Origin of the sequence: Dyella dinghuensis (assembly GCF_003977615.1) — a bacterium.
GTDB classification, from domain to species: Bacteria; Pseudomonadota; Gammaproteobacteria; order Xanthomonadales; family Rhodanobacteraceae; genus Dyella_B; species Dyella_B dinghuensis.
This window is the reverse complement of sequence record NZ_RYZR01000001.1, coordinates 94,882-120,647: the sequence shown is the minus strand read 5'-3', so window position 1 is coordinate 120,647 and position 25,766 is coordinate 94,882. Positions and strand designations below refer to the sequence as shown.

25 protein-coding genes are annotated in these 25,766 nt (G+C 55.5%); 12 read left to right on the top strand and 13 right to left on the bottom strand.

The window, feature by feature from the left end:
- Positions 1-298 precede the first annotated feature (298 nt).
- Complete coding sequence (locus tag EKH79_RS18825; protein WP_158621158.1) at positions 299-472, top strand: hypothetical protein; 174 nt, start codon at positions 299-301, stop codon at positions 470-472.
- 405 nt (positions 473-877) lie between these two features.
- Positions 878-1,681 (top strand): restriction endonuclease, encoded by an 804-nt coding sequence (locus EKH79_RS00575; RefSeq protein ID WP_233590103.1) that lies wholly within the window; start codon positions 878-880, stop codon positions 1,679-1,681.
- A gap of 65 nt (positions 1,682-1,746) precedes the next feature.
- On the opposite strand, the gene EKH79_RS00570 is transcribed toward EKH79_RS00575, so the two are convergent.
- Complete coding sequence (locus EKH79_RS00570) at positions 1,747-2,214, bottom strand: YybH family protein (protein ID WP_126671846.1); 468 nt, start codon at positions 2,212-2,214, stop codon at positions 1,747-1,749.
- A 204-nt stretch (positions 2,215-2,418) separates the two neighbouring features.
- On the opposite strand from EKH79_RS00570, the gene EKH79_RS00565 reads away from it, so the two are divergent.
- From EKH79_RS00565 to EKH79_RS00550, 5 genes are all read left to right on the top strand, one after another.
- On the top strand, positions 2,419-2,832 hold the full coding sequence (locus EKH79_RS00565) for a hypothetical protein (RefSeq protein WP_126671845.1): 414 nt from the start codon (positions 2,419-2,421) through the stop codon (positions 2,830-2,832).
- Positions 2,833-3,118: 286 nt separating this feature from the next.
- Complete coding sequence (locus tag EKH79_RS18820) at positions 3,119-3,274, top strand: hypothetical protein (RefSeq protein ID WP_158621157.1); 156 nt, start codon at positions 3,119-3,121, stop codon at positions 3,272-3,274.
- A gap of 182 nt (positions 3,275-3,456) precedes the next feature.
- Positions 3,457-3,909, top strand: coding sequence for a MarR family winged helix-turn-helix transcriptional regulator (locus tag EKH79_RS00560; protein WP_199754060.1), 453 nt, complete (start codon positions 3,457-3,459; stop codon positions 3,907-3,909).
- Positions 3,910-3,947: 38 nt separating this feature from the next.
- On the top strand, positions 3,948-4,511 hold the full coding sequence (locus EKH79_RS00555) for a cysteine hydrolase family protein (protein WP_126671843.1): 564 nt from the start codon (positions 3,948-3,950) through the stop codon (positions 4,509-4,511).
- A gap of 40 nt (positions 4,512-4,551) precedes the next feature.
- Positions 4,552-5,847, top strand: coding sequence for an MFS transporter (locus tag EKH79_RS00550; RefSeq protein ID WP_126671842.1), 1,296 nt, complete (start codon positions 4,552-4,554; stop codon positions 5,845-5,847).
- Between the two features lie 95 nt (positions 5,848-5,942).
- Here EKH79_RS00550 and EKH79_RS00545 read toward each other — a convergent pair whose 3' ends face one another.
- From EKH79_RS00545 to EKH79_RS00525, 5 genes are all read right to left on the bottom strand, one after another.
- Positions 5,943-6,959, bottom strand: a complete 1,017-nt coding sequence (locus EKH79_RS00545) for a hypothetical protein (RefSeq protein WP_126671841.1) — start codon at positions 6,957-6,959, stop codon at positions 5,943-5,945.
- Positions 6,960-7,817: 858 nt separating this feature from the next.
- Positions 7,818-8,837, bottom strand: a complete 1,020-nt coding sequence (locus EKH79_RS00540; RefSeq protein ID WP_126671840.1) for a hypothetical protein — start codon at positions 8,835-8,837, stop codon at positions 7,818-7,820.
- A gap of 763 nt (positions 8,838-9,600) precedes the next feature.
- Complete coding sequence (locus EKH79_RS00535; protein ID WP_126671839.1) at positions 9,601-10,866, bottom strand: GGDEF domain-containing protein; 1,266 nt, start codon at positions 10,864-10,866, stop codon at positions 9,601-9,603.
- A 399-nt stretch (positions 10,867-11,265) separates the two neighbouring features.
- Positions 11,266-12,432, bottom strand: coding sequence for an FUSC family protein (locus tag EKH79_RS00530; RefSeq protein ID WP_126671838.1), 1,167 nt, complete (start codon positions 12,430-12,432; stop codon positions 11,266-11,268).
- A 36-nt stretch (positions 12,433-12,468) separates the two neighbouring features.
- Positions 12,469-12,816, bottom strand: coding sequence for a hypothetical protein (locus EKH79_RS00525; RefSeq protein WP_126671837.1), 348 nt, complete (start codon positions 12,814-12,816; stop codon positions 12,469-12,471).
- Positions 12,817-13,098: 282 nt separating this feature from the next.
- On the opposite strand from EKH79_RS00525, the gene EKH79_RS00520 reads away from it, so the two are divergent.
- The 3 genes from EKH79_RS00520 to EKH79_RS00510 all read left to right on the top strand — a co-directional run bounded on the left by EKH79_RS00520 (position 13,099) and on the right by EKH79_RS00510 (position 16,264).
- Positions 13,099-13,941 carry a class I SAM-dependent methyltransferase gene (locus EKH79_RS00520; protein ID WP_126671836.1) on the top strand — a complete coding sequence of 281 codons (843 nt, stop codon included), beginning with the start codon at positions 13,099-13,101 and terminating at the stop codon, positions 13,939-13,941.
- 197 nt (positions 13,942-14,138) lie between these two features.
- Positions 14,139-14,576, top strand: a complete 438-nt coding sequence (locus tag EKH79_RS00515) for a hypothetical protein (RefSeq protein WP_126671835.1) — start codon at positions 14,139-14,141, stop codon at positions 14,574-14,576.
- Positions 14,577-15,181: 605 nt separating this feature from the next.
- Entirely contained in the window at positions 15,182-16,264 is a 1,083-nt protein-coding gene (locus EKH79_RS00510; protein WP_126671834.1) for an NHL repeat-containing protein, read from the top strand.
- A 181-nt stretch (positions 16,265-16,445) separates the two neighbouring features.
- On the opposite strand, the gene EKH79_RS00505 is transcribed toward EKH79_RS00510, so the two are convergent.
- The 3 genes from EKH79_RS00505 to EKH79_RS00495 all read right to left on the bottom strand — a co-directional run bounded on the left by EKH79_RS00505 (position 16,446) and on the right by EKH79_RS00495 (position 18,790).
- The gene (locus EKH79_RS00505; protein ID WP_126671833.1) at positions 16,446-17,108 is read right to left on the bottom strand and encodes a MarC family protein; all 663 of its coding nucleotides are present in this window, start codon (positions 17,106-17,108) and stop codon (positions 16,446-16,448) included.
- Between the two features lie 72 nt (positions 17,109-17,180).
- Positions 17,181-17,414: a hypothetical protein gene (locus tag EKH79_RS00500; protein WP_126671832.1), complete on the bottom strand. Its 234-nt coding sequence runs from the start codon at positions 17,412-17,414 to the stop codon at positions 17,181-17,183.
- Between the two features lie 458 nt (positions 17,415-17,872).
- Positions 17,873-18,790 (bottom strand): SPFH domain-containing protein, encoded by a 918-nt coding sequence (locus EKH79_RS00495; RefSeq protein ID WP_126671831.1) that lies wholly within the window; start codon positions 18,788-18,790, stop codon positions 17,873-17,875.
- Positions 18,791-19,300: 510 nt separating this feature from the next.
- Here EKH79_RS00495 and EKH79_RS00490 point away from each other — a divergent pair.
- Positions 19,301-19,993 (top strand): energy transducer TonB, encoded by a 693-nt coding sequence (locus EKH79_RS00490; RefSeq protein ID WP_158621156.1) that lies wholly within the window; start codon positions 19,301-19,303, stop codon positions 19,991-19,993.
- 85 nt (positions 19,994-20,078) lie between these two features.
- Here EKH79_RS00490 and EKH79_RS00485 read toward each other — a convergent pair whose 3' ends face one another.
- From EKH79_RS00485 to EKH79_RS00470, 4 genes are all read right to left on the bottom strand, one after another.
- Positions 20,079-21,002, bottom strand: a complete 924-nt coding sequence (locus EKH79_RS00485; RefSeq protein ID WP_126671829.1) for a M14 family metallopeptidase — start codon at positions 21,000-21,002, stop codon at positions 20,079-20,081.
- 266 nt (positions 21,003-21,268) lie between these two features.
- Positions 21,269-21,541 (bottom strand): hypothetical protein, encoded by a 273-nt coding sequence (locus EKH79_RS00480; RefSeq protein ID WP_126671828.1) that lies wholly within the window; start codon positions 21,539-21,541, stop codon positions 21,269-21,271.
- A gap of 160 nt (positions 21,542-21,701) precedes the next feature.
- Positions 21,702-22,283 (bottom strand): hypothetical protein, encoded by a 582-nt coding sequence (locus EKH79_RS00475; protein ID WP_126671827.1) that lies wholly within the window; start codon positions 22,281-22,283, stop codon positions 21,702-21,704.
- 257 nt (positions 22,284-22,540) lie between these two features.
- On the bottom strand, positions 22,541-24,445 hold the full coding sequence (locus tag EKH79_RS00470) for a VWD domain-containing protein (protein ID WP_158621155.1): 1,905 nt from the start codon (positions 24,443-24,445) through the stop codon (positions 22,541-22,543).
- Positions 24,446-25,306: 861 nt separating this feature from the next.
- Here EKH79_RS00470 and EKH79_RS00465 point away from each other — a divergent pair.
- Entirely contained in the window at positions 25,307-25,702 is a 396-nt protein-coding gene (locus EKH79_RS00465; RefSeq protein ID WP_126671825.1) for a carboxypeptidase-like regulatory domain-containing protein, read from the top strand.
- The last annotated feature ends 64 nt before the right edge of the window (positions 25,703-25,766 follow it).

Genomic DNA, 25,766 nt, shown 5'->3' with positions numbered 1-25,766 from the left:
AAGCGCAAGCATGACGCAAGGCGCACCTTCACCTTTGTTTATCCGTCAAATCGCGAACGACATCGCACTTAAATTCGCGCAAGCTTGCTAGCGATTTCTCTTTCGCATGCGAATGCCGAGCTGAAAGCACGATAACCGCATCCCCGCGTGATGAGTTTCGACATTGATTCTTCACGCTTCGACATCGACGCCAAGCGATATATGGGTGGTACGAAGCCATCGATTGCGTTGACGTTTCATTGACGGCAATCAACCCAAGCGATGGCTATGTATCAGTGCCCAAAGCCGGAGATTCTCAATGAGCAAGATCACCCATAAAGAGACGACCTACGATTTCGAAGAAATCCGCGATCAGTTCGACCCCGCGATCGTTGAACAACTGGAAGGCGAATACGATTCCGACCAGGACTTCTTCAACACCTATCTGGTCAAGCATCACGAGAAATTTGGCGAGCAGTTCGTCGTGCATTGACGGCCGCCAGCGAGGCGCCAAAGCGTTTCCTCAATTGGCCCCATAGAGGGGCGCCCGCTACTTCCCAAGGGGTTGCCCTACGCCTATACCGCCGAACCTCCCCGCCCGCTTGCCGCATACGTAAGCAGGGCGACAACCACAGGCACCCGCATTCGTCGCCGGAAGTGACACATTTAGTCATCTGCCCCGCCCCGGCGCGACCGTTTGCAGCACCTCGGCTGCAGGCGCGATCTAAGGCTTTGCGCGCAGACCCCAGCCTAAGTGGCTGAACGGAGAAGCAAGACGTACGTCACGGAATGCCCCCGGTTCCTTGGCTCAGTTCGTGCTTGGTCTTTATGGCAGCTAGAACAAGAAGAACTCACTTCCGAATAACACGCTGCGTGATGAAACGCTCAAGGGGGAGCGGTGACGAGACGCAAAGACAACAGCATGGAAATGATGTCCGGACTGCCGTGGCAAGCAGGCATCGTCCTGGGCATCGTCAGCTATACCTGCGTGCGCTATGTGCTCGCGTGGTTTGTCGCGACGCTTGGTGGTTCGGTCGGGCAAACCATGGGCAAGCAACTCAGCCAAGGGCCGAGCATTGCCGTTGCATGGTTGTTGCTCAGCGCATGCTGGCTCGCCGCACTGGTCTCCTTTATCGATAGCCGCCGTCGCCGCCGATTGCTCGAAAAGCAAACCGAATTGAACGGCCTTCGCATGCTCGACTGGCGCGAATTCCACATGCTGGTCAGAGAAACGTTTCGCCGGCAGGGTTACATGGTTCAAGACGCCGTTTCAGGCGAGACCGATGACGGCGTCGATCTGTTCCTGCGCAAGGACGGCACGCTGACCCTGGTGCAATGCAGACAGTGGTGGACCAAACTGGTGGACGTCAGGATGGTGCGCGAAATGTATGGCTTGATGAACCATCACTACGCCGATGCCGTGAAGATTGTCGCCATCGGCAACTACACCGACGATGCCCGTCAATTTGTGCAGGGCAAACCGATCGAGCTGATCTACGGCAACTCGCTGCTCGATATGGTGCGTACCAGTCAGAAAGCCGCGCCCAAGCCCAAGATGATGCGAAGCACCGACGCGGTGATGCGTTTCGAACCTATCTGCCCATCGTGCGGTCATTTGATGATGCAGCGTTTGAACAAGCGCTCGGGCAAGCATTTCTGGAGCTGCTCCAACCATCCTTGCCAGGGTACGCGCGTCGCCTGACACAGCGCGCTGAACGAGAGACGGGCGATCGATGCATCGCCCGCTCCAACTACCTTCATCTTCCGCTATTCCGCCTGCTGCCACATCACGCGCGTGAATTTCCACGTGCCGTCTTGCTGCTTCTTCATCGCGCGCAGAAAACGGCCGTGGAACTCGCCGGTTTGTTGCTGGTTGGGATCCTGGAAGGTCAAGTCGAAGTAACCCCATTCCACGGCCGAATCCCCGCTGATACTGACGTCCTGAATGCGCGGCGTGTAATGGATGACTTTACCGACGCTGTGCGACGCACCGACTCGAATGGTCTCTTTTCCAATGACCGGCGCGTTACCCTGCGAAAGCAACACACCATCGTCGGTCCATAGCGCGGCGAGTTGATCGGGGTTCTGATTCAAGGTCGCTGCAATGTCGTCCTGATGCAGCTTGTTGATACCTGCCATGGCAGCCTGATTCGAAGACGTACTCGACGAGCACGCCGTAAGACTGAGAACTGCACAGACCACCACAACGAGCAAAGCGCCGTGTCGGGGTTTCATAGTGATTCCTCAGGTTTTCGAATGACTCATTCAATCCCGCGGCGAGGTTATGTCGAGCAGTCCGCGTTGGCTAGTGCCGAAAGCGGGGGCGAAGGCGATCGTGGAAGGCGCTAGTGTTCTCAGGACACACGTTGTGGCTATCGCCACGAAACGCCAATGTCAGCCCCTTCCCCCGCTCATGTTCCTCACCCAAAGGAGGCGCATATGGACAAGAGAAAACTCAGCATTGGTCTGGTTTGCGCGCTGCTCGGCATCGGTCTTCCGTTTTATTTGTCGGCGAAGACAGTGAGCTTTGACGACGATTATGCCAAGGCGAAAGCCAATGCCGCATCAGGCGCTGGACAGACCTACGATCAGCAATTAGGTACGTATATTCAAGGATTGCCGGATGTCATGCCTGGCATGAAGAGTTGCGCAACGAACCACGGCGGTGCGACCGCCCTGCACGGTTACTTCGCGTTTCAATCGGCCACCGCATACAAAGTCGTGCTGCAACCGAAGAATGGTTTTTCAGACTGCATCGCAAGCGTGCTTGAAAACCGTCACCTACCGGCGCCGCCGACGACCCCGTATCTGGATCCCTTCGAACTAGGCATGTCCAACGCGATGTCCAACTGATCGCAGCAGGCGCGCTGCGCCATGCAGCGATGTCGTTTTCCAACAAGGGCGGTTGAGCATCGACGCTCAACCGCCTTTTTTTATCTTCATCTACCACGGACACCCCAATGTCCGCCGTCCGCATCCTGTCCGGACAACGGCAAAATCGTCCGCGGACAGCCGCTTGCGCAACGCTGCAAAGCGAGAAATGGCATGGGAATGCGGCTTTCGAGACATTTAAACCATTGGCACGGGGTTTGCCATCTATATCTCGAAAGCTTCAAAACCCCACTCACGGAGAATGACCATGAACTTCGAAACCTTCATCCTGAAGAGCCTCTTCACCGCTTGCCTGCTGATCTGCGTGCTGACGTTCGGCGCGATGGTCACAGCAAAGCCCACGGTGACACATGTCGCAACCAATCATGCTCAGGTTGCTGCCCCGGCAAACTCGGCAGCTTGAACCAGCGATATGACCATGACACGCCACGATTGATCCGGTCGCGCCGATATGGCCCAACCGGATCTGACAGGTCAACTACTGGTTCGCGCAACGCCGTTTTACCCGCATCGGATTTCGCATAGCCCGATTCAATTAGGAAGGTAACCTTTGTAGTTTACCTTCACATGTGCCATAATGGCGGCATGGGCAAACGCAATCTCGACGTAGCAACCTCGCCTCTTTCCGCTACTGCCGCCGAACTTCGCGTTCTGCTCGGTCAGCTGAGGCGCCGGCTGCGGGAACAAGCCAGTCAGGGCGATCTCACCGCCTCGCAAATCTCCGTGTTGGGACGCATTGAACGTGACGGCCCTACCACCGTAACCGCCTTGGCGCAGATCGAAGGCGTCCGGCCGCAATCGATGGGCGCAACGGTCGCCACCTTGCAAGCTGCCGGATTCATCGCAGGCACCCCCCATCCCACCGATGGCCGGCAAACCCTTCTTTCGCTTACGCCCGCTTGCCATGCATGGATCAAGAAGCATCGCGCGCAACGCGAAGACTGGCTGGTCCATACGATGCAAGCAAAGCTGTCGCTTGCCGAGCAGAAGAAAGTCGCCGATGCGATCGGCTTGCTAAAGCGGCTTGTCGAGCCGTAACCACCTCCCCACACCGCTCACCCCAAAGAGTACGTCTCATGGCCCTCACCACACTCGACTCCAAAGCGGCATTGATCGTCGTCGATCTACAGAAAGGCATTTGTTCATACCCCACGGCGAGGCCTGCGACGGACGTCGCAAAGCATGCAAGCGCGCTCATACAAGCGTTTCGCACTCACCACCTGCCCATCGTGCTGGTCAACGTAACGGGCCGGGCACCGGGCCGCACCGAACAAGCGCGCGCTAGCAGCAGCTTTTCAGCCGATTTCGCCGACTTTCTTCCGGAACTCAACCAGCAGCCGCACGATCACGTCGTGACGAAGAAAGCATGGGGTGCATTCACCCACACCGATCTGGACGCGCATCTGAAAAGTCTTGGCATAACACAGGTCGTCATTCTCGGAATTGCCACCAGCGTCGGCGTCGAATCGACCGCGCGTCAGGCGTATGAGCACGGCTATAACGTCACACTAGCCATTGATGCCATGACCGACATGACCGAAGAAACACATCAGTACACCATCACGAAGATTTTCCCGAAGCTCGGCGAGACGGGAACGACGCAGGAAATCATCGACCTTCTCGACGCCACACACGCGTGATCGTGGCGATGACGCGTGCCAGGGACCGACGAATCAGGCGATGAAAGGCACCTTCCGCTCTTTGCATAATTACAACTATCGCGTCTGGGCGAGCGGTGCGATCGTATCCAACATCGGAACATGGATGCAGCGGATCGCACAAGACTGGCTCGTTCTCACACAACTCACCCATAAGAATGCAGCTGCCGTTGGCGTCGTGATGGCATTGCAATTCGGGCCACAGCTCGGACTTTTACCCATCACCGGATTTACAGCCGATCATCTGGACCGACGCAAATTGCTGTTCGCCACACAAGCCGCATTGGGAACGCTTGCGCTTGGTCTTGGCATTCTAACCGTCACAGGCCTGGTCCGGTTATGGGAAGTCTATGTCTTCGCGCTGCTGCTTGGATGCGTGACGGCATTCGATGCACCCGCTCGTCAAACCTTTGTTTCCGATATCGTCGGCGAAGAAGATCTCTCCAATGCCGTTGCGCTGAATTCCACTTCATTCAACGCCGCGCGCATGATCGGTCCAGCCATCGCCGGCCTGCTGATCGCAGCAATAGGTACGGGGTGGGTATTTGTGTTCAACGCGGTTTCGTTCGGCGCCGTGTTGTGTTCATTGACCTTCCTGCGCGTCAACGAACTTCATCCGAGGCATCACGCAGAACGCACACGCGCGGGGCTTGTCGATGGGTTTCGTTATGTACTCGGACGCCCCGATCTCAGAACCCTTCTGCTGATGTTGTTTTTTATCGGCACATTCGGACTGAACTTCCCTATCTTTATCTCGACCATGGCTGTTACGGTGTTTCACGCCGGAGCAAGCCGGTACGGCTTCCTGACATCGACCATGGCGATTGGCTCGGTCACTGGCGCGCTTCTCGCCGCCAGGCGGGCGCAGCCCTACTTCACCTTGTTGATCGCTTCGGCGGCGATGTTTGGATTCGCTCTGATGGTGGCCTCGGTACTGCCAACCTACTGGCTCTTTGGTGTGGCCCTCATCGTGATCGGTGTTTCTGCACAGACCTTCACGACCTCAACTAACAGCTTCATGCAGCTGTCGACGGAACCGAAAATGCGAGGACGCATCGTCGCGATCTTTCTGGCGATCGCGATGGGCGGCACACCCATTGGCGCACCCATCGTCGGATGGGTCGCCGATACATTCGGTCCACGCTGGGCACTCGGTGTCGGCGCAGCAGCCGGATTGATCGCAGCAGCGCTTGGCGTCCGCTATCTGGCCAAGTATCGCAACTTGCACGTACGCATCGAGAACAGGCGCCTGCGGATCGATATGGACGACATTGACCCAGGTGCCAATTCAATGGCCTCCAGTCGGCACACCGCGTAGTGCATGCACTCTTTTCAGTAATGTCTTTCACTCGGCCATAAAAAACGCCGAGGGGTAACCCTCGGCGTTTTCTCAAATCAAGAACATAACAGCGATCAGTTCGATTCGGTGAAGCTGATCGACGGGGTTGAGCCACCCGAAGCGGTGCAGCTGCCCAGGGTCAAGTTGTTGCTTTCACCGGTAGTACCGGTGTTGGCTTCACAACTCGGTGCACTGGTCGAACCGTCGGTCGCGGCAACGTTCACCTTGATCGAAACGCCGCTGGTGTTGAACTCGGCTTCCGAACCGCCGGCGTCGCCGACGATGTTGTACTCAACCTGGTTCCACACGCTGGCGATATCCAGGGTGCTGTCCTTCTGAGTGGTGGTATAGGCGTCGCCATCATAGGTGACAACCGTCGTGTCGTTACCACCGGTAGCAGCAGTGCCGGTCAACGTCACGCCGCCCAGAGCCGTCGGCGGAATGTCGGCAAGCTCGGTAGCGCTGCTGTTCTTATAGCAATCGCCTTCGCCATCGCTGCCGAAACCACTCGGGCAACGGCTGCTGCCGTAGTTGATCAGCCAGTCCTGCATGAACACGGCGCCTTTGCCTTCCGTTTCATAGTCGGTCGCGTAGATGAACTGCTGCCACACGACGCAACCGGAGTGGCCTTTGCATGCAGCAGTCGTGTTGTTGAAGCTGGTGTTCATCTGCAGCGAGTATTCGTTCGCGCCGAGAATGCCGCCGCCGCCATACGCTGCAACGCCGACGCTCTTCTCGGAGGTCACGCCCGAGTATGTCGGGAAGCTACCCACAGCCTTAGTGATCGCGCTGGTGGTATTCAGTGTGTAGTCGTTGCCGTTGCCAGCGGTTTGCTCCTGACCGAAAACAATCTGACGCGGTACGGAATGTGCACGCGGGGCCAGCTGCTGGCAGGCAACCTGCTCCCAAACAACGCTCGGATAGGTAGCGTGATAGCAACCTTCCGACGGTGCGGCGATCTGCGCAATGTCGCCGCGCCAGGACGCCTTGGCCATCTGCTCGACGATGCCATCGTTAGCAGCGAATGCAGCAGGAACGACTGCTGCGCTGACGAGGCCGGCCAAAAGCGCGAACTTGAATTTTGCTTGCATTTAGTTTCTCCCCAGTACGTAAATAGCAATTGGTTTCGACTCTGGACCACCCAAAAGTCGAGGTACTTCCAACAACAACGTACTTACACACCAACAACTGCCATCAGTTGTGGCGCCCCCCCAGGTTGCCTATTACCGTGTCCTTACGAAGAAAAGCCAGGCAGTGAAACTTTCCATATAGAAATACTTTAAAAGTGCGAATTACGTGCTTCGATGGCGCAAGCGTCCTATCGCTCTCTGCATGACCATGCAGTTGCGTCATCTGGCTGTTTGCTCAAATCACTCTTTATATTTCGAAAGTGATTCGATTGAATGCAGTCACGCGTAGCGGTTGCGCCGTCGCTGACAGTGCTCACATAGATAAGAATGCAGAACGTTTGCTTTCCCCATAAAACAACACAAGCGCGTGCCCATCACCCCTCCTTCACGACTTATGATTGCTTTTGCATCAACAACGCGAAGCGCCCCATGACTTCGGTTGATTTCGTAAGGATGACTACAATTATGTGTAGAGTGCGTGACGCTTGTCGCATACGCAAGCGTCTGTGCAATGTCGATGCACGGCAACTCTTTTTGCACCTTGCATCAGAATGACATTGCTGCGATGCACATGTGATTTATCACACATTTTCGGTCGTAATAAGAAAATTTCGGATTGACTTCTTTTCTACAGATTGATCTATGAAAGAAAAGGTTTACACGCAGTGCTATACCGATGAGTGCTACCGGTGGAAACGATTTCAACTCGACTCGCACTTTCCCAATCCCGCGTCACGTAATGACCCGGCCTTCTACGTGAAAACAAAAACGCCGAGGTATAACCCCCGGCGTTTTCTTTAACCGACAATGTAAAGACGATCAGTTAGATTCAGTGAAGCTGATCGATGGGGTCGAGCCACTTGCAGTGGTGCAGCTACCCAGGGTCAGGTTGTTGCTCTCACCGGTGGTGCCGGTGTCCGCTTCGCAAGTCGGTGCGCTGGTAGAACCATCGTTAACGGCAATATTGACTTTGATATTGACGCCGCTGGTGTTGAATTTCGCTTCCGAACCACCCGCATCGCCGACCACGTTGTATTCAACCTGGTTCCACACGCTCGCGATATCCAGCGTGCTATCCGATTGGCTGGTGCTGTAGGCGTCACCGTCATAGGTGACGACCGACGTGTCGTTACCGCCGGTGGTCGCAGTGCCGGTCAGCGTCACGCTGCCGAGACTCTTCGGTGAAATGTCTGCAAGCTGGGTGGAGTTGCTATTTCCGTAGCAGTCACCTTGGCCATCGCTGCCGAAGCCACTTGGGCATGTACCGTTGCCCCAACCGATCAGCCAGTTCTGTATGAACACGGAACCTTCGCCGTTGACATCATAATCGGTCGCGTAGATAAACTGCTGCCACACCACACAGCCGGCGGCGCCACCATCGCACGCGGCAGAGGTGTTGTTGAAGCTCGTGTTCATCTGCAGCGAGTATTCGTTACTACCCAGAATGCCGCCGTCGCCGTATGCCGCGACGCCAACGCTCTTCTCCGAGGTCACACCCGAATAGGTCGGGAAGCTGCCCACTGCCTTGCTGATGTTGCTGGTCGTGTTCAACGTGTAGTCGTTGCCATTGCCCACGGTTTGTTCCTGACCGAAAACAATCTGGCGCGGCACGGTGTGAACACGCGGATGCAACTGGTGGCACGCTACCGGCTCCCACAAGACACTTGGATAGCTTGCGTGAAAGCAACCCTGCGCTGGCGTAGCGATCTGCGCGACGTCCTGACGCCAGGAAGCCTTGGCCATCTGCTCGACGATGCCATCGTCGGTAGCAAAAACAGCGGGAACGAATGCGGCAGACACAAGGCCAGCCAGGAGCGCGAACTTGAACTTTGCTTGCATTTAGTTTCTCCCCAGTACGTAAATGGCAATTGATGTCGACTTTGGACCATCCAAAAGTCGAGTACCTCCAGCAACAACCCGCCGCAACGGAATTACGCTGCGCCCCCAGGTTGCCCATTACGCCGCGTCCCTACGGTAACGCTCCCTCAGCAACGCTCTCTCACAGGAAAAAGAGCGCGCTTCATGGCTCGATGACGCAAGCGTGCTACCGCTCTCTGCACGAATGTGCAGTTGCGTCATCTCGTTATAGGTTCACATCACACCTCGAATTCGAAGGTGATCCGATTAAATGAAGTTATGTGCAACGGCTACTTCGTCGCTGACGTTGCTGACGGACATGCAGCGCTATTGCTTTCCCCGGAAAAAACCACAAGCGCGATCGCATCACTTCACCTCCACCACTTATGACTGCCTTACATCAACGATGCAAAGTCACATGCGACGTTGATTCATTTTGTAAGAATGGAAGCAGATATGTGTAGTCACCGTGACGTTTTTGTGCGCGTCTTTGCCGTGAAGCATCAACATTATGAAAATATTTTTGTACCTTACGCGACGATGACGGTGCATGCGCCACATATGTGATGCATCACACATTTTTTTCGCAAGAACATTTGAACTCGCCTTATTTTTGAGGCATCGATCAAGAAATGAAAATTTTTTATCGATGTGAATTCGCTTATTTTTGCAATCGATGCATGGGTGATGAGAACCGGTCGATGCGCTTCTCAAATAGCTATCGCATTGCGCGACAGCATTTTCATCAGCAGGCTTGCACTCGGCTTCCGCCTTCTCGCTTGGCCTTGTACATACGCTCGTCAGCCAGAATAGAAAGATGATCCGGCGATTGCGCATCATCCGGAAACATCGCTACGCCGATACTTGCACCGATCTGCATGGTGCGCCCCGCCACCGCCATCGGCGTCTCCAGCAACTGCTTCAAGGTGCTCGCAACCTCTGTCGCTTCACAGCGTGTGATCGGCCCTTCGAGCACTACCGAAAATTCGTCGCCGCCGGTTCGTGCGATGGTGTCGATGCGGCGAAGATACGTCGTAAATAAATGCGCCACTTGTTGCAGCACTTCATCGCCGGTGTGGTGGCCGAACGAATCGTTCACCGCTTTGAATCCATCCAGGTCGATCGCCAGCACCGCCGTAGCTGCATTGCGCTGGCGGGCGCGGTCCATGGCCTTGCTGATGCGATCGTGAAACAGGCGGCGATTGGGCAACCCGGTCAAGGCGTCATGCTGTGCCATATGCTGATTGCGTTTCAGCTGACTCTCCAGCAACAACAGGATCATGCCCACCGCCACCAGATATTTGGGCAGGTTCCACACCTCCGCACCCACCTGCACGCTGGGCAGGAATACGTCGAACGCCATGCCCACGGGGAAGACCAGCGACCACGCGAGCAAGCCCAACAGGGTAACCACGAAACCACCCGTCAGCCGCCGCTGGCTGGAGAAGCCGAACTGCACACAGCAAACGAAATAAGTGACGAAAAGTGGCAAGACGCCCTGCAAATCTGGTCCATGCGCGGAGAACTGCCAGCGCAGCAACGCCAAGGCGAGTGCCGCGTTGATGACGACTCCGATCCATCGGCTTCTCGGCCGCTGCGTCCCGGGCGTTAACGCCACCACGGTGAGTGGCACGATAGCGAACAGACTCGCCGCGGCCACCATAAGCGGCTTGGGAACCGACGGCAGCGACGACAGCACGATGTAGAACGTGTAGACGGCAGAGACAGCCCAGAACAGCAAGCGGCTTCCCCACTGTTCCGGCTGCGGGTCCATGGACCAACAAAAGAGTTCGGCGCACCACACCAAGGCGGCCGTACCGACGATGTCCGCCACGATGCCGCCGGCACCCGGCAAATCCAGAAACGAATAGGCCGCGAAGTGCAATTCAATGCAGATCCAGCCCGCAAGCCACAGACGCGTCATCATGCCACCGGCTGGACGCGCGACGGACACGAACGCGTAGATCAGCAGTCCGACGGCTAGCAGATCAGGGACTTCTTTCCAGGACATGCATTGGGCCTACGCTTACCGGAAACACATAAGGGATACATCGCTGTTTGCTGTTGCAAGGTTCAAGCCACATCCCTACCGGCCATGGGTGGTTGTTTCCAAAACCATGTCGATCAAGCCATCCACCCAAGCCTGACTGCCACAACCGTTATTCAAACTCGCGAGCGGTTTTACATGTTGTGAAACCCGCGGAACGACGCTTAGTGGGCGCGGCCCTTATTACAACGTCTGTACTCGCGGCGTGAAGTACAACCATAAGTTTGGATATGCCCCTTAATCGGCAGCCTCGCGAAAATCTTTAGCGTCGCGTTAGCGTCAGTGTCGAGAAGGCCACCATTCACCTTGGCCGGAACGTCAATTCGCCCTGCCCGTTCACTGCGACGATCAGTGCGAAAACGGTTACGCCACGCGACCCGGCGATACGGCCATATACCGGCGAATCGCCGAGGCAATACTCATGACAACGGCAAGACTTATCAAACCGATCAGCATGCCTGCCAACCGACGTTCTGCAGCAGAAGCGTCGGTTGACCATGCCTGATCCTGCACAAACACCATGATGAAACCGATACCAAACTGCGTACCGATATAGCTGGTGGCCGAGGAACCGGTTTGCACATGCGAAGCTATCCAGACCCCGCCTGCCAATGCCATCGCGCAGAGCACAGAAAAGTTTCCGATGAGAGGCAAAAGCGCGATGGCAATCAATGCTGCAAAGGCACAGCCCAGCATTCGATTCAACATGCGCACAAAAACCACGCGCTGATCGTCGCTTTGAAGCAACGCAGGTAGAGGAACGAAAAGCACCGCCACGATAGAAACCAACGCCTGTGCGAAACTTGGGATGGGATGGCAATAATCCACCGCACTCAGAGCACCGATGCAAATCGCACCTTGCATGGCCTGAAACGTGCGCAATTTCCGAATGGTCGAACCGGGCGACTCTTGCGGAAGGCTTCCCTGCTCCGTTTTGCCTTGAACAAAAGACGCGCTTGCCTGGTTCTTTGCAACAACGCCACGACGCATCCGGCTTATCAACTCGAACAACGCGACCATCAACAACGCCGATGTCACGCCCACCGCAACATCGGCAACACGAGTGAGTGCAAACACACCGAGACTCGGTTCGCTCGCGGCCTGACTGACCACCATCAATGCAGTCACGGTGCCGAGAATCCAGCTATAACCGCGCTTGGAGCCAATCATCCAATACAGGCCAACGGCCGCGATCAATCCAAGTACGAGTGCAAAGGTCCACGCGTTGTGGATAGCGATTGCTGCCACTGCAAAACCGCACGCCGCACCGATGGCCGTTCCGACGATGCGCTCCACGCAACGGATGATCGACGCACCGAAATGCGCACGCACAATCGTGTAGGCACTGAGCGCAACCCACCAGCGCTCTTTGAGATGAAAGACGTCTGCCATAACGACAGCGCAGATGACGGCACCAACCGTCTCGGCACAAAGCCATGCACGCGGCCCTGTCAACCGAAGCTGCGCCAACTCTGCTGCAAGACTCGTTGCCGTCAATCGCATGAAGTCGATGACGTGGCGTCGATTCATAGCGATAACCAATTTATGTGGAAGAAATTTGCCGCACTATGGTTGGTGCAACATAACGTTCACTGCATCAAGAACGGATTCTGTATCGTCCACCCATTGTTCGATAATAGCGTCAAGACGATCGAGTGCCGACATCTGTTCCGATGTTGTGGATTCACCGCGCCAACGGCTCAGCTGTTCCTCACACATCTGGATATATAACTGGGTATCTTCGTAAACAACGCGCATGCGCGCCAATTCGACGCGATCGATTACATCGTGCTGATCAATCGCAAGGCGCATGTTCTCAGCCTGGACGCGGGCAGTTTCGGCAGCGGTACTCACCGCATATTTAAATGCTGGCATCAGTGCAATCGGACGCCAGCGCTGTTCCGGCTTCGTCATAATATCCTGTAGCTAGAGAGCTGCGACGCCTAGAAAACGACCAGCTCGGTGACTACCCCTGCACCCTTAGCTTGCACCTCCCGCGGTGTGTGGTCTACCACCTGACGAACGGTCGAATAAGAGGCAAGCGGATTTTCCCTTAAAAAATGATTCCATCCGGCCGTTTCGTTTTTCATCGAGCAGGGCACCCGGTAAGCTTGCTAGTCGCCAGAACGCAAACCGCCCTCCTTCATAGGGCTATGGCGAAAACGATATCCCTATTTATTCCAGAGATTTTTCATCGTGCCGCATTATTCCGGACCCCTGCTCACACGTCCCACCGCTCAAGCGCTGCTCGCTGCACATGGAGCGGGCACGGCCGAATGGACTGGTTCGCTGGATCTAGGCCGATCGGACGGCAGCGCTGCGTTGCTTGCCGATACGTGGCAATGGAAAGGCGCGCACTATCCTTATCCGCACAAGCTCAAGGACCGCACCATCTATTACTGGGATGGCGATGAATTTGTGCCGGTGTCGCGCTTTTCTGGCTCGCTGATCAAGCTTGTGCCCACCGAGTGGGGCGCGCCCACATTCGAGATCGACGGCATCAAGATGCTGCCCACAGCGAAGGAATCGCCATTCGAGGACGCGCGCCGCAAAGTGGCCTTGGTCGAGCCACGCGGCAAAGTGTTGTTGGATACTTGCGGTGGCTTGGGCTATTTCGCCGCGTGCTGCCTGGAAGCCGGCGTTGCGCGCATCCAGTCGTTCGAGAAAAACGCAGATGTACTCTGGTTGCGCACGATCAACCCATGGTCACCTGACCCTGACGCGGCCTCAAGCAGCGGTCGTCTACAACTCAGCCATGCCGACGTATCACAGACGATCGCCCAAGTCCCCGACGTCTCGGTCGATGCACTGCTACATGATCCGCCACGCTTCGGCATTGCGGGCGAACTCTACTCCCAGGCGTTCTACGATCAATTGGCTCGCGTACTGCGTCGTGGTGGACGTCTGTTCCACTACACCGGCAGTCCGAACAAGCTCACCAGCGACCGCGATGTACCGCGCGAGGTTGCGAAGCGGCTGGAGAAGGCAGGCTTCAAGACGCAACTCGCGTTAGACGGTGTTTTAGCAATACGGCGCTAGATGCAATGCCGGAAAGACATGGCAGTCTTTCGTAGTAACTTCGAAGGAAAATGACGCCAGACGCGGAAGCGTAACCGTGTACGTCGACCTCTTTTTCGAAGAATTTACGCGGAACACGCCTTACGCATATAGCTCCTTTACCCTGCGCCACCTCAACATAGGACAGCTGTTTCGTATAGCGATATAGGTACATTGTTTTGACCATCATGATCATCCAAGGGCCGCACGCCCCGGCCCGGTCAATCAGTGGTGAAATCCTGGTTCATCTACAACAATTGGCTCGCGCTGCCGGACGGACATTGGAACTGTGCAGCTGCAGTGGATTACGCGAATTCGTGGCGCGTGTTCGAGCCGTACAATCGCATCGCACCGAATTCATGCTGCTTGATCCGGGTGAGCTTGCCCAGCAAGTAAATGAGCATCCTGAGTCGGGGCTAGGCGAAGCTCTCGACAATCTGTCGACACCGTATATCGAAGTTCACGATGACAGCGATGACACGTTGGTACCGAGGGATTGCTGGCATAACACGCCGGCGGCAACCATCATCATCCACCGCGACCTGGCTACGAGTTACCGCATTGGCTTACGGATTGCCCTAAAGCAACTGCAGAATAAGAACGAACAGAATCCCTAGAAAAAACCAATCTAAGCTCCCTCTGCTATCTCACTATTTTGACGGACATTGCTTTTTAGCGATGCAAGTCTAGAGACGTATTTCCTGAATTCTACGCCCACGCGGGTTACGCACGTGTGCTTTATTAAAAAAAGCCGCAGCAAGATAGCCGTATTGAACCAAAACGACCCGGAGGGACACACACGTGTACACGGTGGCGTAGCTCCCGGGAAGCGGTCATGCGCGAGAGGTGGATGGGTTCTGCAAAGCATCGCGGTGGAGTGCCGGGCGAGCACGGCACGCCCAATGAAAGCTACGGCTACCCGACGGACTTAGGTGTGGGGAGGAATGCCCCGGCTCAGCGCATTTCCCATGCCAAGTGACGAATTGGATAACGGCGCCCGCTACAGGTGGAACTCGTAACGGCCTCGTTAAATAACATCTCCCATTGAGCTACGGAAGATGAGTTTTTCCACCGAGCGAAACAGAAGCTGCATTTTCTGTGGGTATTGCGTGCCCGCAAAGGCATTCTCAAAACTCGCGCCGGCTCGCACTGTTCGGCATGCGCAGTGCTAGCGACGACGATGAACTTGTTTCATCGCTTCATCCAAACGGAGAACACTCCCATGACATGCAATCTGATGCGAAAACCGATCTTTCGCCACATGCTTATGGCCGCGATCCTTGCCGGCACTGCTACCAGCCTGGTGTGCGCGCGCTCAGCCAGCGCGCAAGACAGCGGTCATATTCTTATCTCCGACCAATTCAACAATCGTGTCATTGAGGTCGACCGCCACACACATCAGGTGGTTTGGCATTTCGGCAACGGCTCCGACCTGCCCGGACCACACAGTGTCGTCGGCGTCAACGACGCCGAGCGTTTTGGACCTCTCACATTAATTTCAGGCACCGGTACACCCCCTGGATTGCCGGGTTGCTCCGATACCGTCAATGGTTGTCCTGACAATCGGGTTTTTATCGTCGGCCCTGACGGCAACATCATCTGGCAATACGGCTCTGCAGGCGTTACCGGCGACGGCCCGAATCAATTGAATACGCCGGTGCAATCGCTATTTCTCGTTAGCTTCCCCCAACATCCGGGACCCCATGTCCTGATTGCTGATCAAGGTAATCAACGCATCATTCTCGTAAACTTGAATCATCAGATCGTGTGGCAATACGGCACCACGGGCGTGAGTGGAGACGGTCCAAACCAGCTCAGCAGCCCAAATAGCGCGGAGGTATTGGCAAACGGCCACATCCTGATTGCCGACGAAAGCAACAACCGTGTCATTGAAATCAAACCCGACTTGCAGATCGTCAAGCAATTCACAGCACAAGGGACTGTGAGCGGCGCCGCCTTTGCCAGCCGCCTTCCCAATGGGAACACATTGATCAGCGACTCCAACAACAATCGAATTGTCGAGGTTAATGGTAACGATCAGGTGGTCTGGCAATACGTTACCAACACGCAATCTGGAAGCAATTCCGCCCCGCTACCGACACGAGGCATTCGACTACAAAACGGGGACACGCTGATTAGCGACCAATTCAATGATCGCGTCATCGAAGTTACCAAAGCGGGGAAAATCGTATTCGATCAAGGCCAGCTTAATACCCCTGGCGACGGTTTCAATGAGCTCAACGGCCCTTACGATGCCAAGCAGATTGGCGACTTTACCGGGCTGACCCCGCCATTCGGCTTCTAACTCTCAATGCGTGCCGGATATTTCGGCTCACTGCCCCGCCGCATGGCGGGGCTTTTTTGAATGTCATACAACGTATCGTCGGATCCAACCTGCATGATCGAGATAATGAGCCATTGTCGAAGGAAAAGCAGAGTCCATTTCCGTATCAAAAGACGGCTCCCACTTTTTCCCGCCACTACTCTCAATGCACTGACGCGAGCAATTGCGACAGGCCGCTCCAACACAGCTGCACGCCGATGCAGAAGATCACAAATGCGAACAGTCGCATGGCGACTTGAGTGCCAACGGTGCCCAACAGCCGCTCGGTTGTGCTGACGTAACGCATGCAGATGTAAATGCTCGCGCAAAGGATGACCAGCGCCAACGCGACACCGATGATATGCCCCGCAGACGGTCCCTCCTTGGGCGAACCCGTACCCAGTGCGATAGCGACTGCAATGGAACCAGGCCCCACCGTGAGGGGAAGTGTCAACGGATAGAACGCCTTGGACGCCAGCGATTCGCCACGCGTATCGGCTTGCAATGCCTGCGAATGATCATCCGTCGGCTCGTCGCTGGGCTTCTGCAGAAGGCTCCATCCTGTCATGCCGATAATCAGACCACCGGCCACCCTTAGCACGGGAATCGATATTCCAAAAAAAGACAGCACGTATGCGCCAATCGATAGCGACGCCAACAAGATCACAAAGCTGTTGAACGTAATGCGCCGCGCCAGGTCATTGCGCTCAGCTTGCGTCGCGTGCGGAACCAGGCTCAGCACCATGAACGCCGATGCCGGTGGGTTGATGATGGGGAACAACCCGGTAACGAGCAACAGAACGGTCTGGGTGAGGTCATATAGCATGGCTCGCAGCCCTTTGATGGTTGACGACGCTAACGCCCAATAGAGGGTTCTGACCTTTGTTCTTATAACCGATCAACCTAGACCCGTGCGCTCCAACTTCCAGAAGAAGATCACAAAGAACAATACGGTCAGTCCAATCCACACCATTCGAACCCCGTTATCACCCCACTGAGGCCCGAGGTAAGACGGCAGTGTCATCATAAGCAACGCGTAGATGATCACCGTGAGCCAGCCTTCCCAGGTGCGAGGCCCCCATCCCCAGCCGATTCTCTTGCGTCCAAACCAGTACCGGTGCTCAGTGGTCATGTCATCTCCTTACAACCTGCCCGTTAAGTAAACCGAAGCGGGTTAACAAAACGCCAACGTCTGCTGCAAATTACTGCGATCCGCACACTTTTCACGCCATCCATTCAAGGCACCGTTTTGGCGGTCGATAACGTCATTGGACAATGATAATCGCAACTGAGTTAGCGACCGTTAGGGGAAGCCATGAAGGGGATTATTGCAGCGTTGGTGATTCACAATCAGATGTGTCAGCACTGCTGTCAGGGTGACGCGTGCCCGGAAGCCGAGCGACTGCATGACGTATGGTTCGATTACGTTGCGAAAGCAGCATTGAGCACAGAAGAATCTGCGCCAATGGTACCGATGGCCGCCTAATAAAAAGGCCGGTATTCAACCGGTCTTTCTGTGATGTCGCTTAGTGGCTGCATATCGACGCTTCGTCGCGACGAGCTGCTCTCACCTGGTTTTGTGAGCGCCGCTCACTGCTCCGTGTTTTGGCCCTTGCTCAAATCGATCATCGGAATCGACCCCGCACCGACGACTTGCGGCAGCACGCCGTTCCAATGCTGCAATCCGTAGAAGTGCGCATATTCCGGATGGCTCTTCAGCTCATCGCCTACGGTCTCGATCGCTTTGGCCTGGGCTTGCGCCTGCAACACGGTAGCCTGTGCTTCGCCGTTCGCGCGCTCGACCGCAGCAGTCGCCTCGGCGGTGGCGGTCACGGTTTTCTGCTCTCCCTCGAACTTCTTCTGAGCCACGGTGTTTTCCGCCTGCACAGCCAGGTTCTTGGCGCGCACAGCTTCCTCAATGGATTGATCGAAGATGGGTGAGTAATGGATGCCAACCAGCTGCACATCGATCACGTCTACGTTAAACAAACGCTGCAACGCTTCGCTGATGTCCTTGCGCATCTGCGCGGTGATCTGTGCGCGCTGATCGGAAATGGTCAGCGTGTTGTACTGCGCAAAGGCGGCGAGTGCCCGATCCCTGACGACAGGCAGAATGGTCGCCTCGATATCCACTGCACCAGCGCGGCCAACGTGATAGAGCAAATTCATCACGGCGGAACTTGGAATCTGATAGATCAAGCTGACGTCAATCGTCACCTTCTGATTGTCGTTGGTGTACACATCTAGACCATTCAGTGTGTAGACCGAGCGGCTGGTCTGCAAACGGTCGACGGTTTCAAAGAACGGCACCTTGAAGTGCACGCCTGTCGAAAGCGGTGTACTTGTCATGGTCGTGCCGCCCATCCAGCGCGTTCCCGCCTGTTCACTGGGAGAAACAACAAACACGCTGTTGTAAAACAACACAATCAAAACAGCGATAGCGATCGCGCCGCCGACACCGAAGCGGCCGAAAAGGCTGCGCGGATCCTTCGAAGGCATATTGATCATGAATCATCTCCCATATGTTGTAACAAATGAGTGCGGCGCAATAGGACACCGCACTGCCAAGACAAGAACAAAAGGATTGGGGTAATTAAAATGATTTAATTACCGCTGACCCCATTTTGGCGTCAGCGCCAGCAGGCCAACAATCAAGCGTTTCATGAGTTCCCCCTATTTGCGTTGCCGTACTTTCTTCATGAGCACGCGCCGGCGTAAGCTTTGCGACGGCCTCGGCATCTCCATCGCCACGCGCCCTGCCTTCTGGGCTACGTGTCCTCTGGCAAGCTTGCCAGAGAGATCGGGCCCGGAATAGATGCCAAAGAGGAGCAGATTGAGGAGCCCAATTAGGCCCAAGCACGGGAAAGGAACGGGTTATTAGAGCGATTTGATGACCTACCCTTTTGCTGTTTTTGCGCGGGAGGTCATAGATGGAGTCCCATGTCACGCATAGTATTCACGACGTTGCTTTTGGCTGCTCTGTGCTGCGAAGCCGCTCATGCCAAAAAGCTGGATGTAATGACCCAACCTTTCGAGGTCGAGGTGGATCTGGATCCGACAGGGCACGTCACTGCCACCCGCCCTATGGTGAAACTGCCCGACGAGTTGAGGCAACTCGTCGCCAGCACCGTCATTACGTGGCAATTTCAACCTTTTCAAAAGAACGGCCAACCTGTCGCGGTTACGACATGGCTACGCACGCGATTTCATTACTTCAAACAACCAAGGCAAAGTCGCGTTTTTAAGGAATTGCTTTACGTCGGCAACGGCCCTTACATTGAAAGCCGTTCCATGCGCTTTCCACACGGTTTCCTGAGTCATGGCATAGACGCGATCTTCGTCATGCAGGCGACAGTAGAGCCGGACGGTAGCATCGACCATATCCGTAATATCCGCAGTGTCACATCGCTTGGAAAACCTGCCAGCGAGCAAGCGAACGACGTGGCCGCCGATATAGCCACATGGAAAGCACGTCCGGTAATTGCGGACGGCGCACCCATCGCCACACGCGTGACCATTTCCCGCGCCTTTGTAGTGGACGATGATTTTCTGATGCATTTTCGTGTGAATTTCTGGGACACCGAACCCTTCAAGCCCGCCAGCGACTCACCCGATCAAAGCTTTGCACCGATTCAAATGCCGGGAACGGAGCTGGCAACGCCCTCCGATGCGCTTGTTGTGAAAAATGCACGGCAAGCGCCGACAGAGTAGTAACAGCCAGCGCAACATTTGCGGTCAATACGATACAAAACCGGCACCGCCCTTTGACTTGCAAACACTCTGATCTCTGTTTTGGTCAAGCGTGTGCTAACGCATAATCAATAGCTGCACGCACCGCTGCGACTTGTGCCTGGATGCACTGCTCCGGCGTAGCACGTGGGCTGTCGGGATAAACCTCGGTGGTTGTCGTATAACGCGCACCGGTAATACTGGCGCATAAACCAAGTTCCTTCAGCGCGTATTCGATGACACCTGGCGCCACCACCGGCGAACCAATGATTTCACCACTAGCATCCGTCGGAGCGATATGCGTCACCGTCGATACCGCTGCCAGCACAGCCTGCTGGAAGGCCGGCTGCGGGTTGCCGGTGTCATCGACAAGATAAAAACCATCCGGGACTTCACCTGGTTCGAATACCTTGCCATCACGCGCGGCCAGGGCAGGACGAAATTCGGTTTCGTCGCTATCGGTCGTTTCGTGCAGGTCGATGTGCATCAGGAAACGACCACGTAACGGCGCAACCAGCCGCAGCAAAGCAGCCGACTCGCCGGATGGACTGTTGTCGTAAAACGAACGGTTGGGATCGATGGCATTCGGATTCCAACGCTGAATGCGTTCGTAGGCCCAAGGACTCACGCACGGAACGACCAGTATGTTTGCTCGCCCCGCGAGGTCAGCCATATGTTGTTCTGCAAAACGAAGTGCACCATGAACGCCACTTGTTTCGTAACCATGCACGCCGCCGGTGACTAGCACGACAGGAAGATCATCCCGCCAATTGCGGGTACGAATGGAAAAAAGCGGAAAGCTTCCCTGTGCGTATTCAAGTCGACCGTATTCCGACACGTCGAAACGGGAGCCAAGCTGATCGATTGCCTGGAGCACATCGGTCTCATAACTGCGCTGACGGACTTGCCGCGAGAGCCAGAGCACTCTCTCCGCGTTGCCCCATGGCTGCCCGGCATTGCCAATCGGATAGCCCACGTCTGTGTTGTCCATGCACTTTTCCCGTATTTCAACAATTCGCCACAAAGGTTATTGCGTTCCACCCCTCAAGAGCAAAGCAATCTTACATATCGCCTCAAAAGGAGCGGCCAGCGTTCGCTCTTCCTCAAGAAAATCCAACTGCGCCTGCTTCATGGTGGCGGGAATGACTCAACCCGTTGCCGCTTGTTGCAAGTTATCCATTTGGACCATAAAAAAAGCCCCCGCTCCGGTAGGCGGGGGCTTTTCTCTATCGTGCCCGCTTCAATGGGCAAGTGCCATTACAGGAAACGGCGGATATCCGAGAGGGCCGTGTCCAATTTACCGTTGATCTTCGACGGTGGCGCCCCCGCGCCCTTTACAGTGGAGTTTTCGGGACAGCCCATACATAGATCGGCGAAGCTTTGACAGGCTGTTTTGTCGCCTTGCGAACATTCCGTCCACCACGTGGCGCAGGTTGAACAAGGTGGAAATGCGAAGGCAGTGGTCGGACGAATGAGAGCAGTGATGCCAATAAGTGCTGCAGCGGCGTATGCCATAGAAACGAGTTTCATGGATATCCCCTTACGTTTGGTTGATCACCCCACCAGACGTAATATCCATTCACACATGAAACACTCGTGAAACCAAGACTGGGCGCCGGAGCATAGCCGTCAAACCTGGCTGAGTTGCCTTTTCTCATAAGGGGCTACCACTTCTGCTTCACCTTCTAACTCAACCGCCATTTCCCTTGTAGAACATAAAATCACCCTGACGCTGTTTCTTTGGCTCAACAACGATGGACGTCGCCAACTGCTTTGCCATGTCTTCCAACATGTCGTCGGGCGACGCGAAATGTGTCTTCGAATCCTCTTGATAGGTATAAGTCACCAACACTTGCCCGTCCTTGACACTAAGCACGCGTACTGACATCGCTACGCGATCCGAGTGAAGCGCCAAATGTCCGGTGCGGTAATAATCCTGGACCTCACCGTTGATGACATAGCGGTAGCCTTTCTTATTGGCGTAAGCAACCGCAGCATCGTCAGTGAGCGGCGCGCTGGCCGCGACAGGCCTTGGCAACGAGGCGACATGCAGGCCCGGCTTTTGCGAAAGAATGCGGATAAAGATCGAACCGGCCGCCGCACCGGAGCCGGCGCAATCCGCCTGATTCGGAATACCGCAATCCTGAAACATCACCACGGCTACCGTACTTCCATGAGGAACGCGATGTTTTACCGTGATATCCGGGTCGTCGGTAGCACATCCCACCAACAGCATCATCGTTGCCAACAGGGCGCATATACGCATGGTCATGACTGACTCTCTCCAAACCTTGAAAGTGCTATCGCTACTAAAGGATAAAGGATACCAAACTGCTTTTTTTCGCATCAAAAAGCAGCCGGACCCTCCTCAGTGAGACGATAGGCGTGCTAGAGAGAACCGCGTCAGATATAGCGCGCAAATTATTACGACGATTGCTGGATGACAGAAAGCCCTGCAACAAAAGGGGCGGAAGTAATTAAATCGCTTTAACTATTTCCGCCCGCTTTTTCTTCCTCTATTTTAGTTTTCTAAGGTTGTTTCAACGCGCTCACTGCCACCGGTTTTATTTCCAGCTTCGCAGGCATGGCACGCGTAAATGCCTTAATCGCTACTTTGCTCTTGAATACGGCAGTATCCAACGTGCAGGAGTCCAAGTGTGTCGCGTCGGTAACGCCCGCTGCAGTGCACGCGGCACGCGCTTGCGCATAGGCGGCCTTATCGAGATCGGCAGCCGTAATCAATTGAACGGGCGCGGCAAACGGAATCGCTTTATCGGCAAACAGCGATTCCTTCGGCTGAACAAGCCAGCTCTTGGCGTAGCGTTGGTAGAGATCGTCGCCGGATACAGGCTCCTTTAGCACTGTGCCATCTCGCATGGAGAGTGCAGAGCCAGTGGGGCTTGCCAAAATGCCGTGCGCGCTCGATCGCGATCTTCGCCCCAGACCCACCGTGATGTCCATCCAACCGTTATTGAGCTGCGCGCGCACCAAATCCCCGTTGCTACGCGTGAGGACATACAAGCTTCCCAATCGCAGCACCGCGACGCCACCGGACAGATTGATAACTTGATTGTTGGCGACGCTGGTCGTTTTGCCGTTGATCACCACACGCTGCGGACTGTCGTAGATGGCAATGTGATTGATGCCCATCTGCACGGCCACTGCCGTATTCATGCTCACGTTGGGATTGTTGAACACCTTCGCACCCGATTCCTGGCGCCCTTGCACGATGAAATCCGGGCCGGCGTCAGCGAGCACAAAATCACCGCTCGCATAGAAGCTGTAATAGAGCCCATCGAAGGTGGTGATGTGCGGATCGCCGACACTGGTCGAACAAGATGCCGGCGTGTTGGCGCTGCCCTGAATGAAAATGATCGACGGATACTGCTTCTTCGGCTCTATCGCTGGCGTGCTGATCAGATTGAGATTGTTGGTCTCACCCGTATAGCTGATGAAGTAGCAATCCGGTGCAACGTTGATACCCGTATCCACCTGCGTGCGCACGGTAATGCTGGTGGTGCCAGTAAAAACAGCCTGCCCCGCACCGCCGTCACCAAACACATTGAACTCGGCATCAAACCAATTGCTGGCCAGATCCGGAACGGCACCGATATCGGGCGCCGAGATCATGGACCCACCCCAATACACCGTAACGCCTGTACCCACCGTGCCAAAGACCTTCATGTCCTGCAAATCGGCAGAGGTCGCCTCCGAGGCAAACGTCTGAGCGGACGTCGGCGAGGTCTGCACGCAATAGCCGGAGTTTGGCTGCCATGCACCTGGGCACCCCGCCGTAAAAGGCGTGAAATCATCGTTCAGAAGCCAGTATTGGACGTAAGCAGCTTGTTCGCTGTTGTCGTAGACAAACTGAACCCAACCACGGCACTTCGGGCCAAGCGCTGCCGTGCACTGCTTGGTGTTGACGTACTCTGAATTGAGCTGCAGGCTGAAAAGATTCGGGCCATTGACGCCGCCGCTTCCCGCCCCCTCCGTCTGCACGCTCGTGGTCGAAACGGCGTCGAAAGAACCTTCCGCCATCGACATCGAGTTCGCCGGTTGAGCAACATAATCTGTGGTTCCGTTACCTATCGTATCGGTGTGCGCACCGGGGTGCGGCGGAAAGTAATGTTTCGGTGCAGGTTTGCAAGGAACCTCGTGCCACGTCGTGTCGGGATACGTGGCCTTGTAGCAGGCACCACTTTTGCGCGGGGTGTGCGCCATCTTCTCCCGCCACGCTTCACGCTGTGCTTGTTCCGCCGCCGTCTTTGCCGGCGCCAGTTTCGGCACCGTGTTAGCCGTCGTCGACACAGGCACCTTTGTCTCAAGCTGCGCAGGTTTGGCAGGCATGTCTTGCGCGAGCGCCAACCCCGAACACGCGACGCTTAGCGCCAGCGTCCAACCGAATGCATGAGTGTGTATTTTCAATTTCCGCATGTCCGTCTCCTCCATAGAACGCACAAACGAAAAAACGGAAGCGCAAGCGCTCCGGCCATCGTGCAAGTAATACGTGATGCTCTAAGAACTCTGAGCGCTGAAATCCCCATTCACCGGAACGGTAGCGCTCAACCCGTTCGGAGACTTGAGAAAAGCTGCGAATGCGATGACGTGTCATAGCCGCGATGTTGAAACGCGCGGGCGCTACAGCGTCGCCAACCAAAGGCTGCGCCGTGCAGGGTTAAGGCGATGTGGAAGACCGCTGCGTGGCAAAAACGGGGCCAATGCTAAAGGAGAACAAAGATCATTAAGTGCAATTAACCCTCTCTGTCCCTCTTTTTCCGCCATTCAAAAAGCGAGGATCGTCTCAAAACAACATTAGCCGCAATTATTGATCAGCCTGCTCTGACAGACGGTGGGATGGTGGCGTGCAAAGGTCGCCGGGCCGGGCGTTCTTGTGATACCCAACTATCGTGACTTATGGCCCAGATGCCGCTCGAACGATTGAAAACTTCACCTAGAAGCATTCACCGAATTCGGTCAGCAACGTTATATAGAGGAAAAAGGAGTCGCTGATTGTGCTCAATCATTACGATCTTCACATGAGTCGTGTAACCCCTCTCTGCTAATTTAAACCTATCGTCGACACCGACCATCCAAAGACCGCAGCAGTCGATTTGGGGTGGGAGTGGCGAATTCAGGCGTTACGGAAAGAGACGCCGCACATAACAAGGACGGCAAGTACATCGGCAGCCACCCCACCCCAAGCGCGCTGCTTTGACATCGATAGTCACATCCATCGCCGCGCGAACGGATGAGCGGTTTTGTGCGCCTGAATTCCCCCAACCCACGAGCACAAGCATGAACATCATTCAAAAATACGAAGTCAATCGCCAGCAGAAACACGGATTCCGCTTCGCATCCAAGTTCATGGCGATCATTGCCATGGGTGCAGTTGGCACCATGACACTCAGCGTTGCATATGCGCAGGAAACCGACTCCAGAATCGTCGGCAAGGCTCCCAGCGATGGCACCATCACCGTTCACAGCGATACCGGCATTACCCGTCATGGCACGGCCAACAGCAAAGGCCGCTACAGCCTTTCCCAGCTACGGCCGGGAACCTACGTTGTGTCGCTGGAAAAGGACGGCAAGACGCTTGCCAGCCAGCCGGGTGTTCCGCTCTTCGTGGGCAGGGCATCCGAAGTGGACTTTGCTTGCGACAACGATCAGTGCACGGCATCCATCGGTCACTGATCGCGCAAGCAGCGACATTGGAACAAAAAGGCCCGTCAACAGACGGGCCTTTTTTGTTTCGGTG